The following is a 23,412-nucleotide window of genomic DNA, read 5'->3' on the forward strand; positions in this document are numbered from 1 at the left end:
TCAAAGCCTGATGCGCAGAGGCTTGAGTGCAGCCCAACCTATGACTAGAGGGTTGAGCGCAGCCGAAACCCGACAGCTTCATTTCTTTAAGTCTGCCGTAGCGGCAGGCAAGGGTTAAGATGACCATCGTTGAAATGGCTGTCTATCGTGATTCAGTACTGGATTCCAGCAATAGAGCCAGCACATATTCCCCCTCGTTCACCGCCTGATTAATACCGCGATCCAACACAAGACCGGCCTGCATAGCGCGCATTTCCATCAGATGGGGATAGTCATCGCCCCCTTTAGGAACCTGTAAGATCTCACAGAGAACCTGCCCTTGGGCAACGCGATCGCCCAAGGACACCCGCGATCGCACTATGCCACCCGTGGGAGCATAGTATCGCTGGATATCGCTGGATCGGTAAAGTTGGGGCGTTGCTAGGGGTAGCGGTGTTGTCCAACGCTGAGTGATCACTTGCTTTTCGTACAGGTAGGCTTGAATGCCCTGCACACCGCGTTCTACGGAATCTGGCTGCATCTGCATCGCCGATCCGAGTTCTAGGGTGTAGGCTTCCAGATCAAATCGCAGCGATCGCCCCAGAATCTCTAATTCCCGCTCCAGCGCCAGCCAGGGTTTGATAAACGCTTCATCGAAGGCATCACCATCGTAGCGATCCAGTTGGATGGCTAGATCGAAGCCAAACAGAGCCGCTCCCAGGTGGCGATCGCCCCCATAGTAGAGATAGGTCAATCCATCGTTGGATGAGCTATGCAGATCAATCACCGTATCGGCATCCAGAGCTAGGGACTGCAGGCAGTTGCGATAGCGATGGTGGATGGGTGCGCCGCCGCCCTGGGCCTCCTGCTGCTGATCGGCTAGAAATTGCTGGTGAATCCTGTGGCGATAGGCAGCTTGGAGGGTTGCCAACGAGGACTTGAGATGGGTCTGGGCAAATTGCTGAATGCAGCTGCGATCCACCTGCTTTTCATAGTCCCAAAAGATGCGATTCCAATCGCGCCCGTCGTAGGGGTTATAGCGTCCAGTCGCAAAATGGTGCGATCGCTGATTGACGCCCAAAGGATTACAGAGCGGTACCAGCCAAATTTCACCCCGCAGGTCTGCATCATCTAGGGTTTGTAGCCCTGCTAAAACCTCGTGGATCACGGCATTGCCCGCCAACTCCGCACCGTGGAGATTAGCCTGAATATAGATTTTCTTGCCGGGATGCCGGCCCACATATCGATAGACCTGCAGCGAAAGGCGATCGCCCGATGCTAGCTGCAGCAAGGGCACGGTTATAATCTCTGGCACCATCGTTCTTACTGCCCCATGAGCTGCACCACCACCTCCCGCCGCTGGCCGCGCTGGCGATGTTCCCAGAGGTAAATGCCCTGCCAGGTGCCGAGCATCAGTCGGCCATTGGCCAGGGGAATCTGCTCCGATGTATGGGTGAGCACCGTGCGGATATGGGCCGGCATATCGTCCGCCCCCTCTAGACTGTGGATGTAGTGCGCATCTTCGGGCACTAGCCGCGCAAAAAAGTTAGCCAGATCTTTCAAAACATCCGGATCGGCATTTTCCTGAATCACTAAACTAGCAGAGGTATGGCGCAGGAAGAGCTGGCAGAGCCCGACTTGAAAACCAGACTGGGTCACAATATCCTGCACCGGATTTGTGATCTTACACAGCGACTTGCCATCGGTTTTGACGGTGAGGATTTGTTGGTAAAGTTGCATCCCATGTCCCTTACATACCAAACGGTCAAGGGAGACGGTAGCCTCTAGGGCGATCGCCTCCCTTCTATACACCGTAGATCATCAGCCTCCCGATCGCCTAGCGCACCAAGCGAATCGAGGCATCCAACTCTTGAGGCGATGTAGCACCTACCGCCGCCCAAGAAATCTGATCAATCGTTGCTTCCGTTGTATCAGGACTCAGGGTAAAGTCACTGCGGAACGGAATCGTTTGCCCTGGCGCTAGATCATTGAAGTTCAAGCGTCCTTCCACCGTCTGTTCAGCATCAGGACTGTCTTGATAGGCGATACTCACATTGCCAATTACTTGGTCGGTATGGTTGGTAATACAGCCCACGATGTAGGTGATTTGGCTGTTGCCCGTCGGTGCATTGAACTGAACATTGGTGAGCTCTAGGGGCGGTGATTCCTGGGTCGAGCGCACCGTGCGACAGCTTCCAGCATTGGAGATTGTCACAGTCGTTGAAGGCAACGACTCGGTACCCGGTGGCAACGCTGCCTGCTGTTCAACAATCGCCAAGGACTCTTCATAGTTAGGCAAGGCGGCCTGAGCATCAGCATAGTTCGGGTCATCCTCCGGCACGCTGCGCAGCAGGGCTACAGCTTGTTGCCATTGACTCGCCGCTAAGGCCCAATCATCCTGCGATTGAGCATTGGCCGCTAAACGATTGGCCTGATTCGCCAGGGCGATCGCGTCTTGATAAGCGTTGTCTGCCTCAACGGCCTCACCTTCTGGGGCATCAGGAGCGGGTTCAGGAGTCGTGGGCAAATCTGCCGTCGTACCGTCTTCCGGCTCATTCATGGTCTGCCAGGCGTTATAGCCCATCAGGCCACCAATCCAAGCAATAATCAACGCCAAGATCACGCCAAAGATTGCCCCAGCGCCGACCCCAGATCGCTGAGGTTCAGTTTCCTCGGGCAGAGCCGGTGGCGGTGACGAAGCTGGGGGCAAGGACAAAGGCTCTTCTGGGGTGCTGGCCTCAAGCTGCGGTTGCTCTACATCCTGATCAGACCTAAGTTCCTCGTCATCGGGGGGCTCCCAGGTGTCTACCTCGGCCGGATCGCTCCCCGGCGATGTCTCCATCAAGGGCTCCTCCAGATCCGATGAGCGCCGATCATCCGCCGCTACATCCGCATCTGGCTCGGGCGTCATGGCCGGATCGCTAGGGCGGAGGTCTGGATCCGTTAGCCCTACCAAATCAGCTAAGACATTATTACTCAACCCCAGCAAATCACTCTCGGCATCATCGAGGGCGAGACTGATCTCCTCGTCATCTTCAATCGTCGTCTGTGCCTCTGTATTGAAGAGATCATCAATCAACGACTCAGAATAGGCGTCGGCATCGGAGTCACTGGCGGGCTGCAAATCAAAGGAGATATCGTCATCCCGATTCAGGTCAAGATCTAACTCCGATGCCGTGAAGTCATCATCAAGGCTCGGCAAGACGGTTGTGTCATCAGGAATGAAGGACTCAATTTCCTCATCGTCGTCATCCTGTACCGATGTCCGCCCCAACGACAGCCCATCCAGGTGCGGCGGCGGTGGCGGCGGCACGCGCTTGGGAATCACATCGGGCGATCGCTCCGGGGAATCCTGAGCTGGGGCAGCCAGACCCTCACCACTAAACCGCATTCTGCCAGGGGGTGGGGGCGGCGGCAGGGGACGAATCACCGGCGGGGCTGCTGCATCCACCTGGGAGACTTGGGAAACTGGGGGGGCAGGCGGCTTCGGTGCGGCGATCGCGGCCCCCTGCTCCGAGAGTTCAAGCTCCTGTACCCAAGCCGCTTGGTCATCTCCCGTCTTTTTGCCCAAAATCCGAATGAGGCGGATGGAGTCTAGCTCCAGACCATTGATGCCATTGCGCACAAAGTTAGTCATAACCATGCGGTTTGGCACCTGTGCAGCCTCAGTCATGATCAAGAGGCGATCGCCCTGACGCGCCACTCTAGCATTCATGCCTTGAGTGTGAAGCGTGCGATTCATTAAGGTGGCGATCGCCTGAGGATCACCTTGTTTTGCCAATTCTAAAATCGTCGGCTGTGTCATAGCGTACCCAGATGTGGCAGTGGAAATTGATGACCCAAGAGACTATCCAATCAAAGCTTATGTGACAGCAATTCAGCAAGCCCATCTTCATGTCATGAAAGCCATGACTGTCAACCGATGAACGTCATCCTGCAATCGTGCTTAGATTTTATCAAGCCCTCAGCAGTTTGACCGGTCTGCAGACTTCTCAGTGTCTAGTCTTGGTTGGTAGGCGGCTGAGCTGTTGCGCAGCATCAGTCTTACCAAAGTTAAGCAACCCTCTGATGAATACGTCTAGAGTAGCAAGATAATTTAATAGTCAGACTAAATCGCGAGAAAATACCTGCAAAGAGCTTGACATCCCCTCCACCCAAGCCCAAGGCGATCGGAGTGGAGAGTCTCTCGATCGCCCCAAAGATGTCCTGCCTAGATGTCCTGCTCACAAGATGCCAGGCTGAGCGCCCCCAGCCGCTGCCCCTTCCCAGGCATGTTGAACAACCCCTTGCCCACGGGCAGAGATCACGCAGAAGTGGCGCGCATCATCGCTGTTGGCATTGCCCATCAACAGCGATCGCCGGCAGGGTTCTAAGCCCCAGGCTGCTGCCGACCGCGTTCATACCCCTTGGGGCAGATCCTATGGGTTGCCACGAATCTAGTTGCATCTCTCGGAAAATGTGTTTAGCTTTTGCTTTACAATCTTGGCAGCAGCCCACCCTAACTGCATGACTGCTAGGTATGTCATGGTTTGACATAGGTAGCCGATTTCTAGCGTGCTACCCTCGCGTATGGAGAAGCCGATTGGGTTTTCATCACCGGTGCTTCCTGCCGCACAACCTAGCCCGTAGCAGGGAGGACACTATCTGCTTTTATAGACTGCTTTTATTGAACAACACCCGTTAATACATCCGACGTCATTTTTAATGTTGTTTCAGCCCGCCCACCTCTCGGCCACCATGCACCCCTAGCGCTTATGAGTATTGGATACGTCGCTCTGGTTCTCCACGCTCACCTTCCCTTCGTTCGCCACCCGGAAAGCGACTATGTGTTGGAAGAGGAATGGCTCTACGAAGCCATCACCGAAACCTACATTCCCTTGCTGCAAATGTTCGATGGGCTGAAGCGCGACGGGGTAGACTTCAAAATGACCATGAGCATGACGCCGCCCCTGGTGTCGATGCTGCAAGATCCGCTGCTCCAAGAGCGCTATGACGCCCACCTAGCCAAGCTAGAAGAGCTGGCAGAGATGGAAGTTGAGCGCAACACCCACAATGGCCATCTACGCTACCTATCTGAGCATTATGCTTCGGAATATAACCAGGTGCGGGAAGTCTGGGAACGCTACGATGGCAACCTGATCACAGGCTTTCGCAACTATCTCGAAAGCAATAACCTAGACATCATCACCTGCGGGGCTACCCATGGCTATCTGCCCCTGATGAAAATGTATCCCCAAGCGGTTTGGGCACAGGTGCAGGTGGCTTGTGAGCATTATGAGCAAACCTTTGGGCGACCAGCCAAGGGCATCTGGTTGCCAGAATGTGCTTACTACGAAGGGCTAGAGCGCATGTTGGCCGATGCCGGGCTGCGGTACTTCTTAAGTGATGGCCACGGCATTCTCTATGCTCGCCCGCGCCCACGCTTTGGCACCTATGCCCCGATCTATACAGAAACCGGGGTGGCCGCCTTTGGACGTGACCACGAATCCTCCCAGCAGGTATGGTCTTCGGTAGTGGGCTATCCTGGCGCGGCGGAATATCGCGAGTTCTACCGTGACTTGGGCTGGGATGCGGAATACGAATACATCAAGCCTTACATCATGCCCAACGGGCAGCGGAAGAATGTGGGCATCAAGTACCACAAGATTACCGGCAAGGGGCTAGGGCTGAGCGACAAAGATTGGTATGACCCCTACTGGGCCAGGGAAAAGGCGGCGGAACATGCGGGTAACTTCATGTGGAATCGCCAGAAGCAGGTGGAACACCTCCACGGCATCATGCAGCGCCCGCCGATTATTGTGTCGCCCTACGATGCTGAGCTGTTTGGGCATTGGTGGTATGAGGGGCCGTGGTTTATTGACTACCTGTTCCGCAAAACCTGGTTTGACCAAAACACCTATGAAATGACCCACCTGGCCGATTACATCCAAGAGCATCCCACCCAGCAGGTTTGTCGTCCATCTCAGTCGAGCTGGGGCTTTAGGGGCTTCCATGAATATTGGTTGAACGAAACCAATGCTTGGATCTATCCTCACCTACATAAGGCCGCTGAGCGGATGATTGAGCTATCAGAACGAGAGCCGGCGGATGAGTTAGAGTGGCGATCGCTTAACCAAGCGGCTCGGGAACTCCTGTTGGCCCAGTCGTCGGATTGGGCGTTCATCATGCGCACCGGCACCATGGTGCCCTATGCCGTACGGCGGACGCGATCGCACCTCATGCGCTTCAACAAACTGCGGGAGGATATTTTGGGCGGCAAAATTGATTCCGGCTGGCTAGAGAAGGTGGAAGCGATCGACAACATTTTCCCCGACATCAACTATCGGGTGTATCGCCCTCTCTAAGCCTGTCCGCCTGAGGGCTCTGAGCCTAGTTTCAACACCCATGCAAAAGGGAGCGATCGAGGGCGATCGCTCCCTTACTGTTTCCTGAAATGAAGCCGTTTGCCTAGCCAAGCTCCTAGGGCAACATCCTGAGCGAGCGATTGCCCACCTTGGAATGTTGCCACCCGTGCGCTTAGTAGGTTTCGACGTGCCAGCGGCCTTCCTTCTTCATTTGGCGCTGGTAGTCAGACCAGTTGACACCCGTCTTCTCTGCCGCTGCCGAAAGCGCTTCATCAATACCGCCTTCCATACCCTTCAATCCACAGATGTAGGTATGGGTCTTGGGATCTTGAATCATGCCCCACAGCTCATCCGCATATTCAGCCACCCGGTGTTGGATATACATCCGACCACCCTCTGGGTTTTGCTGCTCACGGCTAATGGCATAGGTAAGACGGAAGTTGTCGGGATACTGCTCTTGAATGGCCTCCAACTCTTCCTTGTAGAGAATGTTGGGGGTCACCGGAATCCCAAAGATGAGCCAAGCAAATCCCTTGAAGTCGTAGTCGGTATTAAGCTTGCGCTCCTCCTCTTTAAACATGCGCCATAGGTAAGCCCGGAAAGGTGCAATCCCGGTACCTGTCGCCATCATGATCACCTTAGCCTCGGGATCCTCAGGCAACAGCATCTCCTTGCCCACCGGCCCCGTGATTTTCACGTCTGCGCCCGGTTCTAAATTGCAGAGATAGGTGGAACAAACTCCATACACCGTTTCATTGGTTTCTGGGTGCTTATATTCAAGCTGCCGCACGCAGAGGGAAACGGTTTGATCATCAAGCTTATCGCCGTGACGGGTCGAAGCGATGGAATAGAGGCGAAGCTTATGAGGCTTGCCCTTGTCGTCTGTCCCTTCAGGGATAATGCCAATACTTTGCCCTTCTAGGTAGTGCAGATCGCCGCCCGATAGGTCAAACGTAAGATGCTGCACAATACCAATCCCGTCTTCACCCACAAGCGGCTCATTGCTGATGCATTTGCCGATGAAAGGTGATTTGGGTCGGTAAAGATTGACCGGAACCACGGTGGTCTTTTCAGCCTTTGCCGCCTGCGTCATAGCCTTGCTCTCTCCTGCCGACTGACTGGGCTGAGGGGCTGCACTCGAAGATGGACTATTGGCTTCTGCCAATTCACGACTCATTTCGCTAAGGGGACGAATGTTCACAATCCGACCGCCTAAGCGAGTAATGCGCTGCATCTCCTGATTCATGCGACCATAGGGCACGGTGATGTAGGCACTGCCACTCTTGCGAATGGGGTAGTCTGCCTTGTCTGCCTCGAGGTTTTGACGTAGACCTTCAACCTCGTATACGAAAAGACGATTCCCGTAGATTGTGTTAGAAGCCTTGCCTGCTGCGCTTGGATTATACATTGCCAATCAGAATTAGGTGTTTTTAAGTCAAACCTACCACAGCGCGGGGCATATATCACCCACACTGCACCACAGATCAAGCTATCAGAATAAAGCCCTCTGATCCACAAAACGCTTGAATCTCAACTCAATTCTTGACCTGTGCATCCCGATCGCTGATGTCTCCCCAACACAGACTCCCTTCTCAGAGCATGGCAGCCCTCACCGCACAAACGACTGGCCTCGCTACCGCGCCCAATCTCTCAACCCATAGGGATCATTTCGCCTTACATGATCAAGACGAACTATGACTGAGGTTAGCGAAAAGCCGACGTGAAAAATGTTGCCAGCGCGTCACTTTTAGATTCTCTGTGGAATTCCGAGTCCTAGCCAAAGGCACCATGAGGCTACCTACCCTAGCAAGATGGAGCTAGCGCCTATCTGTGTCTTGATGGGGTAGGCATCAGTCTGGTAGCATGATTATTAATGGATAGTATTAAATACTCACCAGTTATTCCTGGGCAATTTCAAGCATTTCCCTAACCAACTTGACACGTCTGCGTCAAGGCTAACCGTCAAGACTCAGTGATTTCAGAATTGGATTGAGTGACGCTCAGTCTGCGTCTAAGATTCTGAAACAGTTGGGAAAGACTTGATTTTTAATTGGGCGTCAATCATATTTACGCCTACGCTCAGCGGTATAATTTGCGAAATACAATTTGCGGAACTGCTGGCCTGGGGGAATTGCTCTGCGGGGATGCTGTTGTTCCAGATTTAAGAGTGTTGAGTCGTTGTCATTCGTGTTTAGAGGTACCTATGAGCAGTAAGCCAGATCGCATTGTCTTAATTGGCGTAGCCGGAGATTCCGGATGTGGTAAGTCAACCTTTTTGCGCCGTTTGGCGGATCTGTTCGGGGAAGAGTTGATGACCGTCATCTGTTTAGATGACTACCATAGCCTTGACCGCAAGGGGCGGAAGGTGGCTGGCGTCACGGCGCTGAACCCCAAGGCCAACAACTTTGATTTGATGTATGAGCAAATCAAGGCGCTCAAAGAGGGCAATGCGATCGATAAGCCCATCTACAATCACGAGACGGGTGAACTGGATCCGCCAGAGCGGGTTGAGCCTAACCATATCGTGGTGATTGAAGGGCTGCACCCCATGTATGACGAGCGGGTGCGATCGCTCTTAGACTTCAGCGTGTACCTCGACATCAGCGACGAGGTGAAAATCTCTTGGAAGATCCAGCGAGATATGGCTGAGCGTGGGCACACCTACGAGGATATTTTGGCCTCCATCAACGCCCGCCGCCCTGACTTTGAAGCTTACGTAGACGTCCAAAAGCAGTATGCGGATGTCGTCATTCAAATCCTACCCACCAAGCTGATTCCCAACGATGAAGAGCGCAAAGTGCTGCGAGTGCGCCTCATCCAAAAAGAAGGTGTGGCAGACTTCGAGCCGGTATATCTCTTTGATGAGGGCTCAACCATCGACTGGATTCCTTGTGGACGGAAACTCACCTGTTCCTACCCCGGCATTCGGATGTTCTACGGCCCCGATACCTACTACGGCAATAATGTGTCGGTGCTAGAGGTTGATGGTCAGTTTGAGAAGCTTGAGGAACTCATCTATATTGAGAATCACCTCAGCAATACCTCAACGAAGCACTACGGCGAGATGACCGAGTTGCTGCTGAAGCATAAGGAATATCCGGGTTCGAACAACGGTAGCGGACTCTTCCAAGTGTTAGTGGGTCTCAAGATGCGCGCGACCTACGAACATCTCGTCCAAGAGGCTAAGGTTGCTGCTAACGTCTAGACCAACCGATGCTAACTTAAGATGATGATCAAGGGTGAGCTGAAGCTCACCCTTTTTGATGGCTGGTTGTATAGCTTGAAGTCAGGGAGAGACGATGTCGGTTGCAGAGGATCTATGGCAGGCTAATCAAGACTTAGCGATCGCTTGTTTCAAGAATGCCTTCGTCCAAGGAATTTACAGCGGCACCTTACCCCGCCATAAGTTTGCCTACTACGTTGGGCAAGATGCCTTTTTTCTAGAATCCTTTGCCCGGGCCTATAGCATTGCCGCGGCCAAAGCTCCGACTTGGGAAGGGTTTGGCACCTTCCATGACCTAGCGGGAGGGGTGTTATCCGAGCTGCGGCTACACCAGAGCTATGCTCAATCCTGGCAGGTAGACCTCACGCAAATAACACCAGGGGCCGCCACCCGCCGCTATACCGATTTCCTACTAGCCACCGCATGGAGCCAGGATACCAGCGTCACCACTGCCGCCATGCTGCCCTGCATGAAACTCTACGCCTACTTGGGGCAGCAGCTCGCCCAGCCTGCCATTCCCGAGCACGACTATACCGATTGGATTAGAACCTACAGCAGCCCTGAGTTTGATGATCTAGCTCAGCAGCTTGCCACCCTAGCGGAACAGGCTCCCCGCACAGCCGCTGTAGATGCCGCCTATCGCTATGCCATGGAATGTGAACGAGATTTCTTCCAGGCCGCCTGGGAGATTGAGACCGAGACCTGAGAGCGATCGCCCTTGTCCTGCAACCCGTGACTTTAACGACGATCATCAGCCTCGTCGCTCATCCTGAGCTGGTCGAAGGATGGAGATGAACTCCAGGAGGCGATCGCTCTTGGTCTGCAATGGTTGTGTGAAGACGCGGCAAAGACAGTGTGAAGGCGATCGCCTTTTTCTGTGAGACAAATCATATCCAAGGGCTAGACAGATCACCCAAGACCGTTGAATAGCCTCCTAGAATGGCATTATGCACCCCAAACTACTGAGCGTGCTCAGTTGCCAATGGTTTTACCCTAGGAGGAACAGCCATGATTAAAGTTTGTAGCCAACCCCTACGCCCCAATCCATTCATGGTCTACCGCGACCCCAAAACCGGGGTTTGGAAGGTTCTCAAGCCGTCCACAGGCTATACAGACGGTTCATCCGTGCCCCTCACCTCCGCAGGCACCTGATTGAGAAATGCGGCTAGATCCTCGATCGCACCGTTATAGTTCACAATTGCCTTGACCGAGGCTCGACCGCGAGCCGCCTCATCTAATTTCACCAGATGCCCAAAAACATCCCGCGCAGTCTGTTGAGACTGGGATTGCAGTTTGGGCTCTAGGCTGCGAGTTAGCGATGCCATTTTGGTTCGCAATTCTCCCAAGGGGCCATGGATAAACGTTTCAACATCCAGCCACTCTTCGTTGGCAATCATGGGGGGTACCGCCTCGGTCAGGCGATCGCGCAGATCGGAAACCTCAGTGGTATACCGCTGGATTTGCGCAATCTCCTCGGGGGTATAGACGGGGCCAGCGTTAGTCGGCGCAGAACCGCAGCCCACCACCAAAACGGCGATCGCCACCAGCACCCAAGTCATCATGGATCGAGTCCAATTCATAGTTGATATCACTCCTGTCAAAACTAATCAGTCTGTTGAGACTATCTGCACTCTAGACTAGATCAGCTTGGCTAGGCACAACAGACACCATCGGAGGACGGTGCCGTTGGGAGCATCTTTTGAACTATCCAAGATTAATTCAGGGATGAGCAGCGGTTGATCAGGGGTTGATCAGGGGCGATCGCTAGTTCATCATCTTGTCTAGCGCCGAGTCAGCCTCATCATTGGCATCCAGCAGCACCCCATCGGCCGCCTTATTGGCTGCTTCATCGACCGCTTCAGCACCTGCAGCCGCCTCATCCAGAGCGTCACTCATGTCTTGCCTCACAGCAGAATCCTCAGGCTCATCGATCAGCTCATCTTCGTCCTCGCAGTCGCGATTGGAGATGCGTCCACTGGGAATAGTGGTGTTGCAGACATAGGCTCCACCCAGTTCCGTGCCAAACACACTCACCCCACGGAGATTGGCATCAAGCAGATTTACGGCAAACATCAACGCCTCATCCAGCGTCGCTCCCTCCAGGTTTGCCCCCATTAAATTCACCGCCATCAGGTTAGCGCGGGAGAGATTAGCCCTTTCCAAAGTGACCCCACTCAGATTGGAGCCTCGTAGATCAATGTCTTGGAGGTCACACTCAACACAAGCACGGGTAGCAATGAGCTGATCCAGATCAGCAGTCTGAAAAGCGTAGGCTGGCGCTCCCCACATAACTACAGCCATCAAAAGGGCGATTAAAAAGCATTTGAGTTTCATGACCATGTCTCCTTGGGTTTCTCTCTAAAAGTAGGGTGACGCTGCATCTACCGTTTGAAACACATCCTGATGGCATCGCCACATACCAGGGATCTAAACGCGTATCTAAGATGGCTGGTTGACTGATAAATCTTTTTACCTAGGCTGGGTTGAGCAACGTAAAACCCAATACCAGCTTAGATTCCGTTGGGTTACGCTGACGCTAACCCAACCTACAAGAGAATCAAGATCGCAGGAGTTTTGTCCGTCAATCAGCCAAGATGGACTTACGTTAGACCGAGTCGATCGGACGATAGAGACCACAAATTATTAAATAGATACAGCAGGGACATCTCTCATTTCGGACAAGATGGTTCGCAAATTTGTAGATACTGGTCAACCCGGCGCGGATCCATCAGGATAGAACAAGGAGTATCCCTCATCGTTAACCCATCTCGCCTGCGATCGCTATGCCTGGCCCATCTCTTCATTGGCAGCTACAGCCTGCCTCTAGTGTGCCCGATTGGTTTCTGAAAACCGTCCAAGACCATGTGAGCAGTTCTGGGCAGTTTGCCGCTCAGCTTCTATGGCAGCGAGGTATTCGCACCGCAGAGACCTTAACGGGATTCCTCAATCCTGATCACTATCAACCCACCAGCCCCTCAGCCTTTGGGGTTGAAATAGACTGGGCGATCGCTCGTATCCAGCAGGCCTGCGATCGCCAAGAGCGAGTAGCGATCTGGGGCGATTTTGATGCCGATGGGGTGACAGCAACCTCGGTGCTGTGGGAAGGGCTGGGCGACTTTTTTCCGGCACCCGAGCAACTGCGCTACGTCATTCCCAATCGCCTGAAAGAATCCCACGGTCTCACCTGCCAAGGGCTCGATGACCTGGCCCAGGAAGGGGTGACCTTGGTGATCACCTGCGATACCGGCAGCACCAATCTAGCGGAACTGGATCATGCTCAAACCCTAGGCATCGACGTGATTGTCACCGATCACCACACCCTGCCCGACACCCGTCCTGCGGTTGTCGCCTTGATCAATCCCCGCAGTCTGCCCCGCGACCATCCCCTAGCCCACCTCTCCGGCGTGGCCGTGGCCTACAAACTAGTGGAAGCACTTTACCAAGCCAGCCCCAAGGTTGCCGGCCGTTCCCTAGAATCGCTGCTGGATCTGGTTGCCATTGGTCTCATTGCCGATTTGGTGCAGCTTAGCGGCGACTGTCGCTATTTGGCGCAGCGTGGCATTCAGCGGCTGCAACTGCAGAGCGGCAAAACACCCACACGACCGGGCGTGGCAAGGCTGCTAGAACTCTGTAAGCGATCGGGCGATCGCCCCACGGATATTTCCTATGGTCTAGGGCCGCGCATTAATGCCATCAGTCGCGTGCAGGGAGATGCCCGCTTTTGCGTGGAGTTACTCACCAGTGCCGACAGCGATCGCTGTCGGCAGTTGGCTGAACAAACGGAATTGGCCAATGCCCGCCGTAAGTCGCTGCAGAGAGATGTCGTGCGAGATGTGCGTCTGCGTCTGGCGCAGGTGGATTTATCGACGACCTATGTAATTGTGCTGGACGATCCGCAGTGGTCGGTAGGCGTCTTGGGTCTCGTAGCCGGACAAATTGCCCGCGAGTATGGCCGCCCCACCATTCTGCTGAACAGCGAGGTGACGACGGAACACCCCATGGCCCGAGGCTCCGCCCGATCGCTGCACCAGATAGATCTATACGATCTAATGCAGGGACAGCAGCATTTACTCCATCGCTTTGGCGGTCATCCCTTTGCTGCCGGCCTGAGTCTACCGGTGGAGCATCTGCCCCTATTTGCCGATGCCATCAATCGAGACTATCGCCAGCGCTACGGCTCCATCGAACCGGTGGTCACCCTAGATGCAGACTTGGTGGTGACCGTAGCTCAGCTTGGCCCAGATCTATTTCGGGAACTGAAGCTGCTGGAACCTTGTGGTATCGGCAATCCAGCACCGCTACTGCTGATCCAAAACTGCTGGTTTGAGAAAGTGTCGAACCAGAATATTAAAGACTGGCGCGGTCGCAAGGTGCAGTACATCAAAACCCAGTTTGAGCTATGGGACAACTCAGTGCCCCAAGGGTTTCCGGGGGTGTGGTGGGAGCATTATCGAGACGAGGTGCCCCGCGATCGCTGCGATGCTCTTGTGGAACTCGACTTTAATGCCTACCGCAAACGGTATGAGGTGCGGCTAGTAGCCGTGCGCTCCCAGGGAAAGGCCATGGCCACAACTCCGCCCAAGGACTGGATTCTCGACTGGCGAGGGCGATCGCTCCAAGACATCCCTACCGATCCAACCTACCTAGTGGTCGAGCATTGTCCTACCACCTGGAACGACCTCTATGCTTGGTTTCGCCGCGCCCATCACCAAGGTTGTGCCCTAGCGATCGCCTACCCCCAGCCCTCTGCCCAGCCACCAAGGCTGATCTGGCAAGAGCTGGTGGGCATTGCCAAATATCTCAGCCGCACCCAGCAGCCCGTCAGCCGTCAACGGCTGCTGCAGAAGCTAGGCATCCGCGATCGCTCCCTCCAGGTTGGCATCCAGGCCCTGCAAACCCTGGGCTTCACCGTCACATCCTCACCCGAGGGTCTACAAATGGGCTACGAAGCAGCGATCGCTGAGGAAAACCATGCACTGGAGAACCATGAGAGAGCGATCGCCCTATTCCTGGCCGCCCTACAAGAAGAGCAGTTCCGGCAGCGCTATTTTTACCAAATTCCCATCGACACCATTCGTTCCCTAGCTCAGCAAGCCCTGATGGCTGACGCCTGATTGTTGATGTTGAACGAGCTGTGAGGCATTGCAGGCGATCGCCCAGCCTATGTCAGGGTTTGTAAACTTATTGGGCCCAATACCCAGATCTAGGCTTCATTCTGTAAAAATGAATACAGAAATAATCTTAGTCTCCCTCACGTAAAGAAGAGGCAAGGATTTTGATCAGACGCTAGGCAAGATGGAGAACATGATGTCCTTGATCACCACCGATTCACCCGACACCTCGGTTCAAGGAGCTGCGATCGCATGGCAGCATCCGGTTTGTCATATCACCTATAACCGTGATACGTGGGTGCAGTTGTTTCACCCGCCCAGCGAGTATGGGGCACAGGAAGCGAAGCTGCTATGTCAATCCTCGCAAACAGCATGGGTTGCCTGGGTGCCCAATCACGGCGAGATCGTGTTGGATAGAAGCCATTTCTATTGCTAGATCTGGCATGAATCTGGATTGGTCTGGATTGATCTGGACTTTCTAGTATCTAAGGTTAACCACCCATGGTCGCGATACATCTGGCAGGGTGTGGCTGGCCTTAGATACTCCACAGACGTAACCATTTGTTGATTAAAGCAGTAGGGCCATGGAGTCAAGTATTGACTGGGATGAAATGTTCGAATATCTGCCAGGCATGGTGGTAGAACTCAAGGAGCGTCCTGGCGTTACCTATGAAATCGATTGCTATGAAGCCATGCTGGTGCCGCCCGTGTGGTTGGTGGGCGATCCACGACCGCGCTATCCCCACGAGCTGACGATCCTTTCCCGTCAAGCTATCCAAACCTGTGACTTGGAGTTACACACGTCCCTGGCATAACGTTTCCCCACCCCCGACAACTTAAATATCGTTCCTACGCTGAGCATGGGAATGATCCAAGCGGCGCTCCTGCGCCCAGACCTAGCCGCAGGAGCAACCAAGACAGGTGACAACGCGGGACGCTGGCACCATAAGAAGAGACTGTTGAGGCTAAGCGAGTCTAGCTATTCCTCATCATCCTCTGCTGCATTGCGTCGCGCTTCATCTTCCATAGCTTGAATCGCCAGCAGCAATTCCTCTTCTTGCAGTTCAAACTCCTCTTCCTCAAGATCACCCATATCAAACCGCAACTGCAGTTCTAACAGTTGCTTTTTCAAGTTCTCGGTATCGTCAAGCTGGGTGTCTGCCTGTTCTAGAATTTTCTCGCCAATCCAGGACAGACCCTTCAGGGGAGCCGTAATGGGAGATATGAGCAGATCAAAAAACATGGTACATGCCTCGCAGCAATGAGGGGGCGTTAATTCAACGTATCAAGCTGAGCAAAGTTAAAGGGCGCAGTGAAGTTGTTGTAGCGAATACGTAACCGATCATCAAAGGTTTGATCCAGCTCCTCCACGCGATCGCCAAAGGCTGGTTCGTCATCCCAAGGAATTAAATAGGCAGCATTGTAGATCATGGTATCGGTGAGCGGATCGTTTTCAACCACCTCAGCCGCTAGGGGATTGAGGGCATCCTGGAAGGTTTTGATCACCGCCTGCTTGCGATCGCCCATGGCTTCATCAATCGCCTGACCAATTTGGATCACCTGCTCCATACTCAACGATTTACCCATGAGGCGATCGCGCTCTGCCCGTAGATCCTCATGCTCGGCCATCAGCGATTCCAGCTCCGTAGCCGTTTCCCAATAGACCTTGATACCCACCTCCCGCTGACCGTCTAGCCGCTCTAGCAGCGTCTTCAGACCAGCGGCGTGAGGGATAATCAACTGCGCTTCCACTGCCGTCCAGTCTTCAATAATCAAACCGAAGCGTAGAGGCAATAGGGTACGATAGCCACTTTCCATCGCTTGTTCCAGCACCCGCTCATGGCCTAAGAGATTGCGGCGGCTGGCCAGATAGCGCTCTTGCTGAGCTTCAGAATATAAGAAAGTGAAGGAATCAATGCGATGCGTATGAACCGGTTGTTGATCCAGCCCAACTAGCTCTAAGTTGCGCGGGCCAGGATATGGAAAGATGCCATATAAATAAAGACCGTATCCCATAACAATAAGCCTGATGATAAGTGCCGTGTCTCTACCCTTTCCAGTCGAGTCTAGGGTATTTCCGTGCAGTCTGCCGGATTGTTCACCAGGCTTAAGAATCTTTCGCTGGCCCTAGGCTGGCTTGCTCTCGAAGAGTTGGAGCAGGCAAACTGGAGAGGGGGCGCGACGTCAACACCAGGCGCAGTTTGGCTTGAATCAGGTTCAGGTCAGCGAGACCTAGGTTCACATCCCCTTCCACGACAACACCGGTATGGAGCAGGCGATCGAGGAGTTCTAGGATCGATGGGTTGGCCGACGACTCACCGGGATAGTAGCTATTATCCTTGGGCAACAAGGTGCCAAATTCGCCCAGATCAAGGTTGAGGTCGGCGGGATCGACATCAAAGAAATCACACAGCTTCAGCACCTGTTCTTCCAGTTGACGGATGCTGTCGGCGGCCCGCTCTAGGTCGCGATCGCTCAATTCTCCAGCCTCCATGCGGCGGATCACCTGAGCTTCCATGAGCTGGCGCACCAGCTCAATGACCGTTAGCAAGAGCGGAGCCAGCCCGGCATCCGATGAACTGCCCGACGAAAAGGACGGCTTGATGAGGAGTTCCTCAGGGGCAGGTTGAAACGGTAGATCTGAGGAAGTCATGAACGCATGTTAGGTCTGACGGGATTGCTCGGTCTGACGGGATTGACTGGTCTGACGAGTAAAGTCTTGTTGATACTTTAGAAAGGCTGTATGCCATTCTCGAAAGCGACGTTCGCCATCACGCACCAGCATTTGACGATAGTGCTCAGAATCAAGATAGGGTTTAGTTTGGCTCATGGTTGGGCTCCTACTCTAGGATAACGATTTTGGCATGAGAGTTGTATGTGCCAACGCGATCGCCTATGGGTTTCACTAGCGATCGCATCCAAGTGGTTAGATCCTACCCTGTCCATTCAACGCTAAACGATTATGCCGAGGATGCCTACCCCTTGGGTTGTAATTTGGGATCAAAATCTGGAGACAAACTACGGCATGTGCTACGGCGCTAGCGATCGATCCATTGGTGAATACGCCACTGGCGATGCTGCTCGTGGGAGCGCTGGGCTCCTTGGGCGGCTTGAATACGGCCGCTATCGAGGGCAACCCACGATAGACGGCTGAGCGTTGAACTAGCGCGAAAACTGGGAATAGCACGGCAGGTAGCAATCTGCCGCATGGATTTGACAGTAATCAACGACCTATCCTCCGGGTCTGTAGGACAGCTAGATGAGAGATGGGGCTGATGGGATGAACAACGCTAGCTGGCTAGCCATCTGCCTCTAGTCTAACCGAGCATCAGATGTAGCTGGAGCCGCCTTGAGAGCTTTTAACTCGTTTTCCAAACCCTCCAGCCGCGCCTGTAGTTCTTGGTTGGTTTCCATGAGCTGACGGGCCTGGCCACTCAGGAAAGGATCGCTTTCCCACCAGTTGATGCCAATTTCACGAGCTTTATCGACGGACGAAATCAGCAGGCGAATCCGAATGCTGAGGAGTTCAGTCGATCCAACGGAAACGGAGATATCGCCTGCAATCACGATGCCTTTATCCAACACCCGCTCTAAAACATCCGCTAAGGTTGATCCCTGAGTTGAGGTGGTAATCGTGCGCTGGGGGTTGGTAGTGCGTGCGGGGGTAGCGTTCATGGGGGGTCACGGGTAAGACATCAAGACAAGTCAGTCAGGGGCAGTCTATCACGGGATAGATCGCTGAGGCGGTAGATCGACGTAGCGTCGCCGGTGCTCTGCTTGGCGAGAAAGCCCTTCGCTAGGAGCGATCGCAACGCATTCACCGACTGAACGCGATTGATACCCAAGGCCGCTTCTACATCCGACGGACGGGCCGCTTCTACCTCTTGGAAATAAGCATAGACATCTGCCACAAAGGGCGTTGGATCTGCGATCGCTGCTTGATCAACGGGTTCCTCGACCGCTAGGTCGCTGGACAGATCGTCTAGGCTTGGAGACTTTGGGGGCAAGGGGTTCTCCGGCTGCGCCAGATCCTCTGCAATGGGCTGTTCTACCACATCTTCAACCACGGGGGTAGCAGGGGTGGGTACGGCGGACGATACGGGCTCATCCAAGACAGTAGGCTGGGCAGACTCAAACGGGTCGGCGATCGCGCTCGATTGGGCGATCGCGTCGGCTTCAGGGCGATCGCTAACGGGCGCTTGACCGGGAGCCCCAACCGGTATGGTGATCGTGGTATCGCCACAGATCAGGCTATTGAACACTTCCCATAGCGCTTGGGTGGCATCTGCTAGCGAACCATCCGTACGCGACAGCAGCATATCTTGACAGATATCGCGGAATTCTTCATTGGTTGTGATGACCTCAACCTCATGCTCAAAGCAAACTTTGGCAATCATCAAGCAGGGACGTAGTCCTGAAGAATTCACGGCTCCGGTGTTCGCGCGGAACGCCCGCACCAGTTTGACAATCAACGAAGCACTCAAGCGATCGATGCCGGTTTTATGGACAACAATTTCTTGCTGAGTTAGCTCATCGGGCTCGGGAATATTGATGGTGATCATCCGATCCAGAAGAGCATCCTGGGTGTCGTGTACCCCGCAATATTCCTCAGGGTTAGAGGTAAAGATGGCGCGGAAGTTAGGATCGACCCGAATATATTCCGTGCGGTTGCCGTTGGGCGGCAGCACCAAGAGCTTTTCTTCCAACGCCGACAGGAGAACGTTGTTCACCTCCGGGCGCGATCGGTTGAATTCGTCATACACCAGGGTGAAGCCTTCACGGCAGGCCAGGGTGAGGCGCGAATCAACCCAGTTGTGGCGCAGTTCGTCTTCCATCTTGACGACACTGTGGATAAAGTTATCCACCACTTTTTTGCGGGTGTAGCCAAGTTGGTTGCCAATCAGGTCAGAGGTTTTAAACTCATCATCCCCAAACAGCAGCATGATCGGACGGCTGATCAAATCTGCCAGATGTAGGGCAAGGGTGGTTTTACCGGTGCCGGCAGGGCCCCGTAGATGCACCGGATAGCCTGATTGTAGGTAGCGCAAGGCGCGGGTCGCGACACGCTCAATAGATGGGGTTGAAACAAATCGCCGGGGCCGGGCTTGGAGAACAGTGGTCACAGGCTAGCTTCCTCTTGTACTAAATAGACGCGATCGCGCTGGGTGACAACGCCTTCTCGAATCAAAAGGCGAAGCGCATCGACAGCCTGAAAGCGGTTAATGCTGAGCTCTTCCTCAATTTCCGGTAGCCGCGCGCCGTGCCGCTGCCGAATCAGAGCATAAATACTGCTGGCCAAGTCTTTGGGACTTGGGGCATCGGGAACGCTGGGAGGTAAAGGCTCTGCCACCGTTTCATCAAAGGGAGATACCTGAGCCGGTGGAGCATAGACGACAGGCGGGGTAGCGGGTGCCGGAGGAGCCTGCATGACCGGTGGCGGGCTGGGTGCGGCCGCTGGTACAGGCGCTGCTGGTGCAGGCGGTGCAGCGGGTGCAGCAGGCGGTGCTACGGGCGCAGCAGATCGGGTGAAAAATCTGGGTTGAGCGGCGGGTGCTGGCGCGGGTGCCGGTGCAGTAACTGGAGCAGGTGCCGAAGCAGCGCTACCCGTTCCCCACACCGATTGCCGAAGGTCAGCACAGTAAGCAGCTAGCTCGGTGCGGAAGGCGGCAAATTCATGGAATAGCGCATCCACATCGGCGAGACGTAGCTCACGGCTGGTGTTGAGCATGGTCTGTACTGCCTGAGCGCGATCGCCCCGCAACACCTCCAGTTCTGCCAAGTAGCACTGCACATCCGACTGCAGCGCCGTTACATAGGCGGAAAGCTCTGCCCGCAGTTGTTCGCGGTTTAAGGCACGGCTCTGCTGCAAGGTTTCCAGCATCGCAGCAACGGTATTGCTCAGTTGGCCACGAAACTCCGACAGAAACCGTTTGAGTTCTTCGGCCTGCAAAAGACGATTGCTTGCAGTCTGAGATAAAAATTCTGCCGTCTGCCGCTGCAGCGCTTGAGTAAAGTTATGTAGCTCTTGGAAAAGTCGCTGCGCTTGAAGCTGGCGCTGCTGACTGGCCTGGGCTAGAAACGTCTGGGTTTCTTGCTGAAGCTGAAGCTGGAAGAGACTGAGGTCTTGACGGAGTTGAGCCGCTTGGGTTTGGCGATCGCTTTGAAATGTATCCAGGGTTTGCCGAACATCTTGCCGCCGTTGGGCTAACTCTTGCTGACGTCTTTGCCGTAGCTCTAACCACGAATCTCGCAACGAATTCATGGGATGATTCTCCTACAGGATGGGAAAGGATAGCTCAAACTAAAGTCAGAACTTACACTACTGAAACGTCATTTTTAAGCGAAAACCTGATTACTAAAATTAAATGTCATCCCGTGACATGGGGCAGAGCGAATCGCTGAAATGACAGACATGATGGGACAGCGCATAAGCCTCTGAGGCTAAAAAGAAGATGAGGGGATGCCGATAGGAAAACCAATGCATCCGTTGGGCAACCCCTCAGTCGTAAGTTAGGCTGTCCGATGGACGAACAGCGATTTAGACCTATGCAGGTACAGCGGCTTGGGAGGTTAGACCCACGGCTTCAGCGTACTTCAGGTAGGTTTCAACCGAAGCAATCACAACCCGGGCTTCAATTGCCAAGAGTTCAATACCGACCAAGGACACACGAACCCAAGCATCAATCACGATCCCTTTGTCGAGGATGCGGTCGATTACTTCAGCCAAGCTAGAGGAGGAGTTTACCTTTTCAACAGCCATGATTAGTCACCTAAAACTTGATTATGGATTGGAACTGAATAGACAGCCAACAACTGTGATTTGAATAGTGTTCAGTTGTTGAAGAATTGAATAGAGAGCAGAACCCCCATATTCTGAGCGAGAGTTCGACAGTAGTAAAGAGGTCTATAGTCCGACAAGATTCTAACAGAAAATCTGGAAATAGTTCCCAAACTTCTTAAGAAGAATTAAGCCCAATGAGAGCTCCTTCTTTGACCCTGCCAGCACCCCTTTGATGCTACCACCGATGCTTCGAAGACGTTAGAAAAATCTAGAATTGCTAGAACTTAAACTTGAACCCTAGATAAATCTCTCCTCGGAGACTATTTCATTGTTCCCGCTAATTAAACTCTGCTAACACAGTCAACAAAAGTCTACAATTTACACGACTATCTCGATGATCCAGCAGAACGTTCTAGACAGTAGGAATTGAGATTTGTTTCACGCTGCATCATGCTCTTGCCAATTGACTATGGTTGTCTCAACAATTTACTGCTGGCATTGCCTCCTGTCGGCTGATGGATGTCAACACCAGACAGGTAAGCGCTCCTAGCCCTAGACCCTAGAAGCATTGCCTGTTAGTACTTTTCGTTTCTAGCCCCTTGGATCCGGACAGTTTTTTGACTGTCTACTTGAAAGTATCCGAGGGCTATCAATCCTTGAGACCATGAGCGATCGCTCACCCAAACGTGACCAGAATAAACCAAATTGTTGTGAACGTTTCCCGTACATGTACGGATTATTTTGGATAGATTCCAATCAACTTAATAGCAGGAACGTCTATGGCCTGAACACCTTTGAGGGCTTGACGATGAGTGCCATCAACGTGACGTTGATCAACTAACAGCGTTGGTAGCGGGATCCGGGTAATTGGGTAACCAGGCCCATCATTTCAAGTTGGGTCAAGCTGCCTAAGACCAGTCCTGTAGCTAATCCAGTGGTTTGAACGATGCCATCCAAGGCGATCGCCTCTAGGGACATGGCGTTCAAAATTGTTGCCAGATCAGGGGTGAGAGATGGTGGCGGCAGTAAGGAAAGCTGTTCAACCGGCGCGGGCAGGAAGCTGGGCAGGCTGCCGAGGCGTTCTAATAAATCTGCCTCACCCAACACCACCTGAGCCCCTTGATTGAGCAGTTCTAAACAGCCCAGGGAGCGTTCATTATCGAGAGAACCGGGCAGGGCATAGACATCCCGCCCGCAATCATTGGCTAGACGTGCGGTAATCAGCGCCCCAGAACGACTGGGGGCTTCCAGAACCAGCGTGGCACGGCTAAGACCAGCAATCATGCGGTTGCGGCGGGGAAAGTGGGCGCGGTCGGGTTTCGTGCCCGCCGGATATTCGCTGAGGATCAGTCCCTGTTCAAGAATACGTTGGGCCAGCGCGCGGTTGGAGCTGGGATAGACAATATCCACCCCCGTTCCCACAACAGCAACGGTACGTCCACCTGCTTCAAGACAGGTTTTGTGGGCCAGGGTATCAATACCGTCCGCCAGACCGGAGATGATCGTCCAGCCGCTCTCTGTCAGGGCTTGGGTGAGGCGCTGAGTCCATCGCCGTCCATAGTCGGAGGGAGAACGGGTACCCACGAGGGCGATCGCCGGCAGGATTCCTTGATTTTCCTGAGGGTTCACCTGTCCGCGATAGTACAGCACTGGCGGCGGATCGGGAATTTCCAACAGCAGGCGCGGGTAGTCCGGATCGGCGGGTGTCCAAAAGTTAGGATTGTGGTCACTGTGGGTGGCGAGGAGTTCGGCTGGATCCAGTTGCGATCGCTCCCGCAGGATGGAGTCGCAGGTTTGCCGCCCAAAGCCATCCACCTCTCCGAGGGCGGCCGCCGGAGCATCCCAGGCCGCCGCTAGGGTGCCAAAGTGCCGCTGCAGCCGCTGGAGGAGGATAGGCCCAATGCCGGTCAGCGTTGACCAGGCTAACCAATAGGCGCGATCGCTTGTCAAGATTGTATATGCCCCTGATGTGAC

General features: G+C 53.9%; 24 protein-coding genes. 8 read left to right on the forward strand and 16 right to left on the reverse strand.

Annotated features, from left to right (window positions below; genetic code table 11):
* Positions 1-142 precede the first annotated feature (142 nt).
* From JUJ53_RS12990 to JUJ53_RS13000, 3 genes are all read right to left on the reverse strand, one after another.
* Positions 143-1,297 carry a succinylglutamate desuccinylase/aspartoacylase family protein gene (locus JUJ53_RS12990; RefSeq protein ID WP_204152444.1) on the reverse strand — a complete coding sequence of 385 codons (1,155 nt, stop codon included), beginning with the start codon at positions 1,295-1,297 and terminating at the stop codon, positions 143-145.
* 5 nt (positions 1,298-1,302) lie between these two features.
* Positions 1,303-1,719, reverse strand: coding sequence for a secondary thiamine-phosphate synthase enzyme YjbQ (locus JUJ53_RS12995; RefSeq protein ID WP_204152445.1), 417 nt, complete (start codon positions 1,717-1,719; stop codon positions 1,303-1,305).
* A gap of 97 nt (positions 1,720-1,816) precedes the next feature.
* Positions 1,817-3,784, reverse strand: a complete 1,968-nt coding sequence (locus JUJ53_RS13000) for a hypothetical protein (RefSeq protein ID WP_204152446.1) — start codon at positions 3,782-3,784, stop codon at positions 1,817-1,819.
* Positions 3,785-4,193: 409 nt separating this feature from the next.
* Here JUJ53_RS13000 and JUJ53_RS13005 point away from each other — a divergent pair, with 409 nt between their 5' ends.
* Complete coding sequence (locus JUJ53_RS13005; RefSeq protein ID WP_204152447.1) at positions 4,194-4,352, forward strand: hypothetical protein; 159 nt, start codon at positions 4,194-4,196, stop codon at positions 4,350-4,352.
* 381 nt (positions 4,353-4,733) lie between these two features.
* Positions 4,734-6,323 (forward strand): glycoside hydrolase family 57 protein, encoded by a 1,590-nt coding sequence (locus JUJ53_RS13010; RefSeq protein WP_204152448.1) that lies wholly within the window; start codon positions 4,734-4,736, stop codon positions 6,321-6,323.
* Between the two features lie 172 nt (positions 6,324-6,495).
* Here JUJ53_RS13010 and JUJ53_RS13015 read toward each other — a convergent pair whose 3' ends face one another.
* Complete coding sequence (locus tag JUJ53_RS13015) at positions 6,496-7,731, reverse strand: ferredoxin-NADP reductase (protein ID WP_204152449.1); 1,236 nt, start codon at positions 7,729-7,731, stop codon at positions 6,496-6,498.
* A 795-nt stretch (positions 7,732-8,526) separates the two neighbouring features.
* On the opposite strand from JUJ53_RS13015, the gene JUJ53_RS13020 reads away from it, so the two are divergent.
* From JUJ53_RS13020 to JUJ53_RS13030, 3 genes are all read left to right on the forward strand, one after another.
* Positions 8,527-9,528, forward strand: coding sequence for a phosphoribulokinase (locus tag JUJ53_RS13020; RefSeq protein WP_204152450.1), 1,002 nt, complete (start codon positions 8,527-8,529; stop codon positions 9,526-9,528).
* Between the two features lie 94 nt (positions 9,529-9,622).
* Positions 9,623-10,252, forward strand: a complete 630-nt coding sequence (locus JUJ53_RS13025; protein WP_204152451.1) for a TenA family protein — start codon at positions 9,623-9,625, stop codon at positions 10,250-10,252.
* Between the two features lie 302 nt (positions 10,253-10,554).
* Positions 10,555-10,698 (forward strand): hypothetical protein, encoded by a 144-nt coding sequence (locus tag JUJ53_RS13030; protein ID WP_204152452.1) that lies wholly within the window; start codon positions 10,555-10,557, stop codon positions 10,696-10,698.
* Here JUJ53_RS13030 and psbQ read toward each other — a convergent pair.
* Together psbQ and JUJ53_RS13040 are read right to left on the reverse strand one after the other, a co-directional pair.
* Positions 10,653-11,126, reverse strand: coding sequence for a photosystem II protein PsbQ (gene psbQ / locus JUJ53_RS13035; protein WP_204152453.1), 474 nt, complete (start codon positions 11,124-11,126; stop codon positions 10,653-10,655). The genes JUJ53_RS13030 and psbQ overlap by 46 nt on opposite strands.
* A gap of 184 nt (positions 11,127-11,310) precedes the next feature.
* Entirely contained in the window at positions 11,311-11,880 is a 570-nt protein-coding gene (locus tag JUJ53_RS13040) for a pentapeptide repeat-containing protein (RefSeq protein ID WP_204152454.1), read from the reverse strand.
* 449 nt (positions 11,881-12,329) lie between these two features.
* Between JUJ53_RS13040 and recJ the strand changes: the two genes are divergently transcribed.
* The 3 genes from recJ (at position 12,330) to JUJ53_RS13055 (ending at position 15,472) form a co-directional block, all read left to right on the forward strand.
* Positions 12,330-14,660 (forward strand): single-stranded-DNA-specific exonuclease RecJ, encoded by a 2,331-nt coding sequence (recJ, locus tag JUJ53_RS13045; protein WP_204152455.1) that lies wholly within the window; start codon positions 12,330-12,332, stop codon positions 14,658-14,660.
* 193 nt (positions 14,661-14,853) lie between these two features.
* Positions 14,854-15,093: a hypothetical protein gene (locus JUJ53_RS13050; protein WP_204152456.1), complete on the forward strand. Its 240-nt coding sequence runs from the start codon at positions 14,854-14,856 to the stop codon at positions 15,091-15,093.
* Positions 15,094-15,241: 148 nt separating this feature from the next.
* A complete protein-coding gene (locus tag JUJ53_RS13055) occupies positions 15,242-15,472 on the forward strand; it encodes a hypothetical protein (protein ID WP_204152457.1) in 231 nt (76 codons plus the stop codon).
* Positions 15,473-15,636: 164 nt separating this feature from the next.
* Here the strand turns inward: JUJ53_RS13055 and JUJ53_RS13060 are convergent, their stop codons facing one another.
* The 10 genes from JUJ53_RS13060 to dprA all read right to left on the reverse strand — a co-directional run bounded on the left by JUJ53_RS13060 (position 15,637) and on the right by dprA (position 23,388).
* Positions 15,637-15,900: a gas vesicle protein GvpG gene (locus JUJ53_RS13060; protein WP_204152458.1), complete on the reverse strand. Its 264-nt coding sequence runs from the start codon at positions 15,898-15,900 to the stop codon at positions 15,637-15,639.
* A gap of 29 nt (positions 15,901-15,929) precedes the next feature.
* On the reverse strand, positions 15,930-16,673 hold the full coding sequence (locus JUJ53_RS13065; protein WP_204152459.1) for a GvpL/GvpF family gas vesicle protein: 744 nt from the start codon (positions 16,671-16,673) through the stop codon (positions 15,930-15,932).
* Between the two features lie 91 nt (positions 16,674-16,764).
* Positions 16,765-17,310: a gas vesicle protein K gene (locus JUJ53_RS13070; RefSeq protein ID WP_204152460.1), complete on the reverse strand. Its 546-nt coding sequence runs from the start codon at positions 17,308-17,310 to the stop codon at positions 16,765-16,767.
* Positions 17,311-17,319: 9 nt separating this feature from the next.
* The gene (locus tag JUJ53_RS13075; protein WP_204152461.1) at positions 17,320-17,487 is read right to left on the reverse strand and encodes a hypothetical protein; all 168 of its coding nucleotides are present in this window, start codon (positions 17,485-17,487) and stop codon (positions 17,320-17,322) included.
* A 208-nt stretch (positions 17,488-17,695) separates the two neighbouring features.
* Positions 17,696-17,884, reverse strand: a complete 189-nt coding sequence (locus JUJ53_RS13080; protein ID WP_204152462.1) for a hypothetical protein — start codon at positions 17,882-17,884, stop codon at positions 17,696-17,698.
* An 85-nt stretch (positions 17,885-17,969) separates the two neighbouring features.
* Positions 17,970-18,332, reverse strand: coding sequence for a gas vesicle protein (locus JUJ53_RS13085; RefSeq protein ID WP_204152463.1), 363 nt, complete (start codon positions 18,330-18,332; stop codon positions 17,970-17,972).
* Positions 18,333-18,352: 20 nt separating this feature from the next.
* Positions 18,353-19,780, reverse strand: coding sequence for a gas vesicle protein GvpN (gvpN, locus tag JUJ53_RS13090; protein ID WP_204152464.1), 1,428 nt, complete (start codon positions 19,778-19,780; stop codon positions 18,353-18,355).
* Complete coding sequence (gene gvpC, locus JUJ53_RS13095) at positions 19,777-20,919, reverse strand: gas vesicle protein GvpC (RefSeq protein WP_204152465.1); 1,143 nt, start codon at positions 20,917-20,919, stop codon at positions 19,777-19,779. Before gvpC ends, gvpN begins: the two co-directional genes overlap by 4 nt.
* A gap of 282 nt (positions 20,920-21,201) precedes the next feature.
* Positions 21,202-21,417, reverse strand: coding sequence for a gas vesicle structural protein GvpA (gvpA, locus tag JUJ53_RS13100; protein ID WP_204152466.1), 216 nt, complete (start codon positions 21,415-21,417; stop codon positions 21,202-21,204).
* 858 nt (positions 21,418-22,275) lie between these two features.
* Entirely contained in the window at positions 22,276-23,388 is a 1,113-nt protein-coding gene (gene dprA, locus JUJ53_RS13105) for a DNA-processing protein DprA (RefSeq protein WP_204152467.1), read from the reverse strand.
* Between the last annotated feature and the right edge of the window lie 24 nt (positions 23,389-23,412).

Source organism: Leptolyngbya sp. CCY15150 (genome assembly GCF_016888135.1).
Taxonomy (GTDB): Bacteria; Cyanobacteriota; Cyanobacteriia; order RECH01; family RECH01; genus RECH01.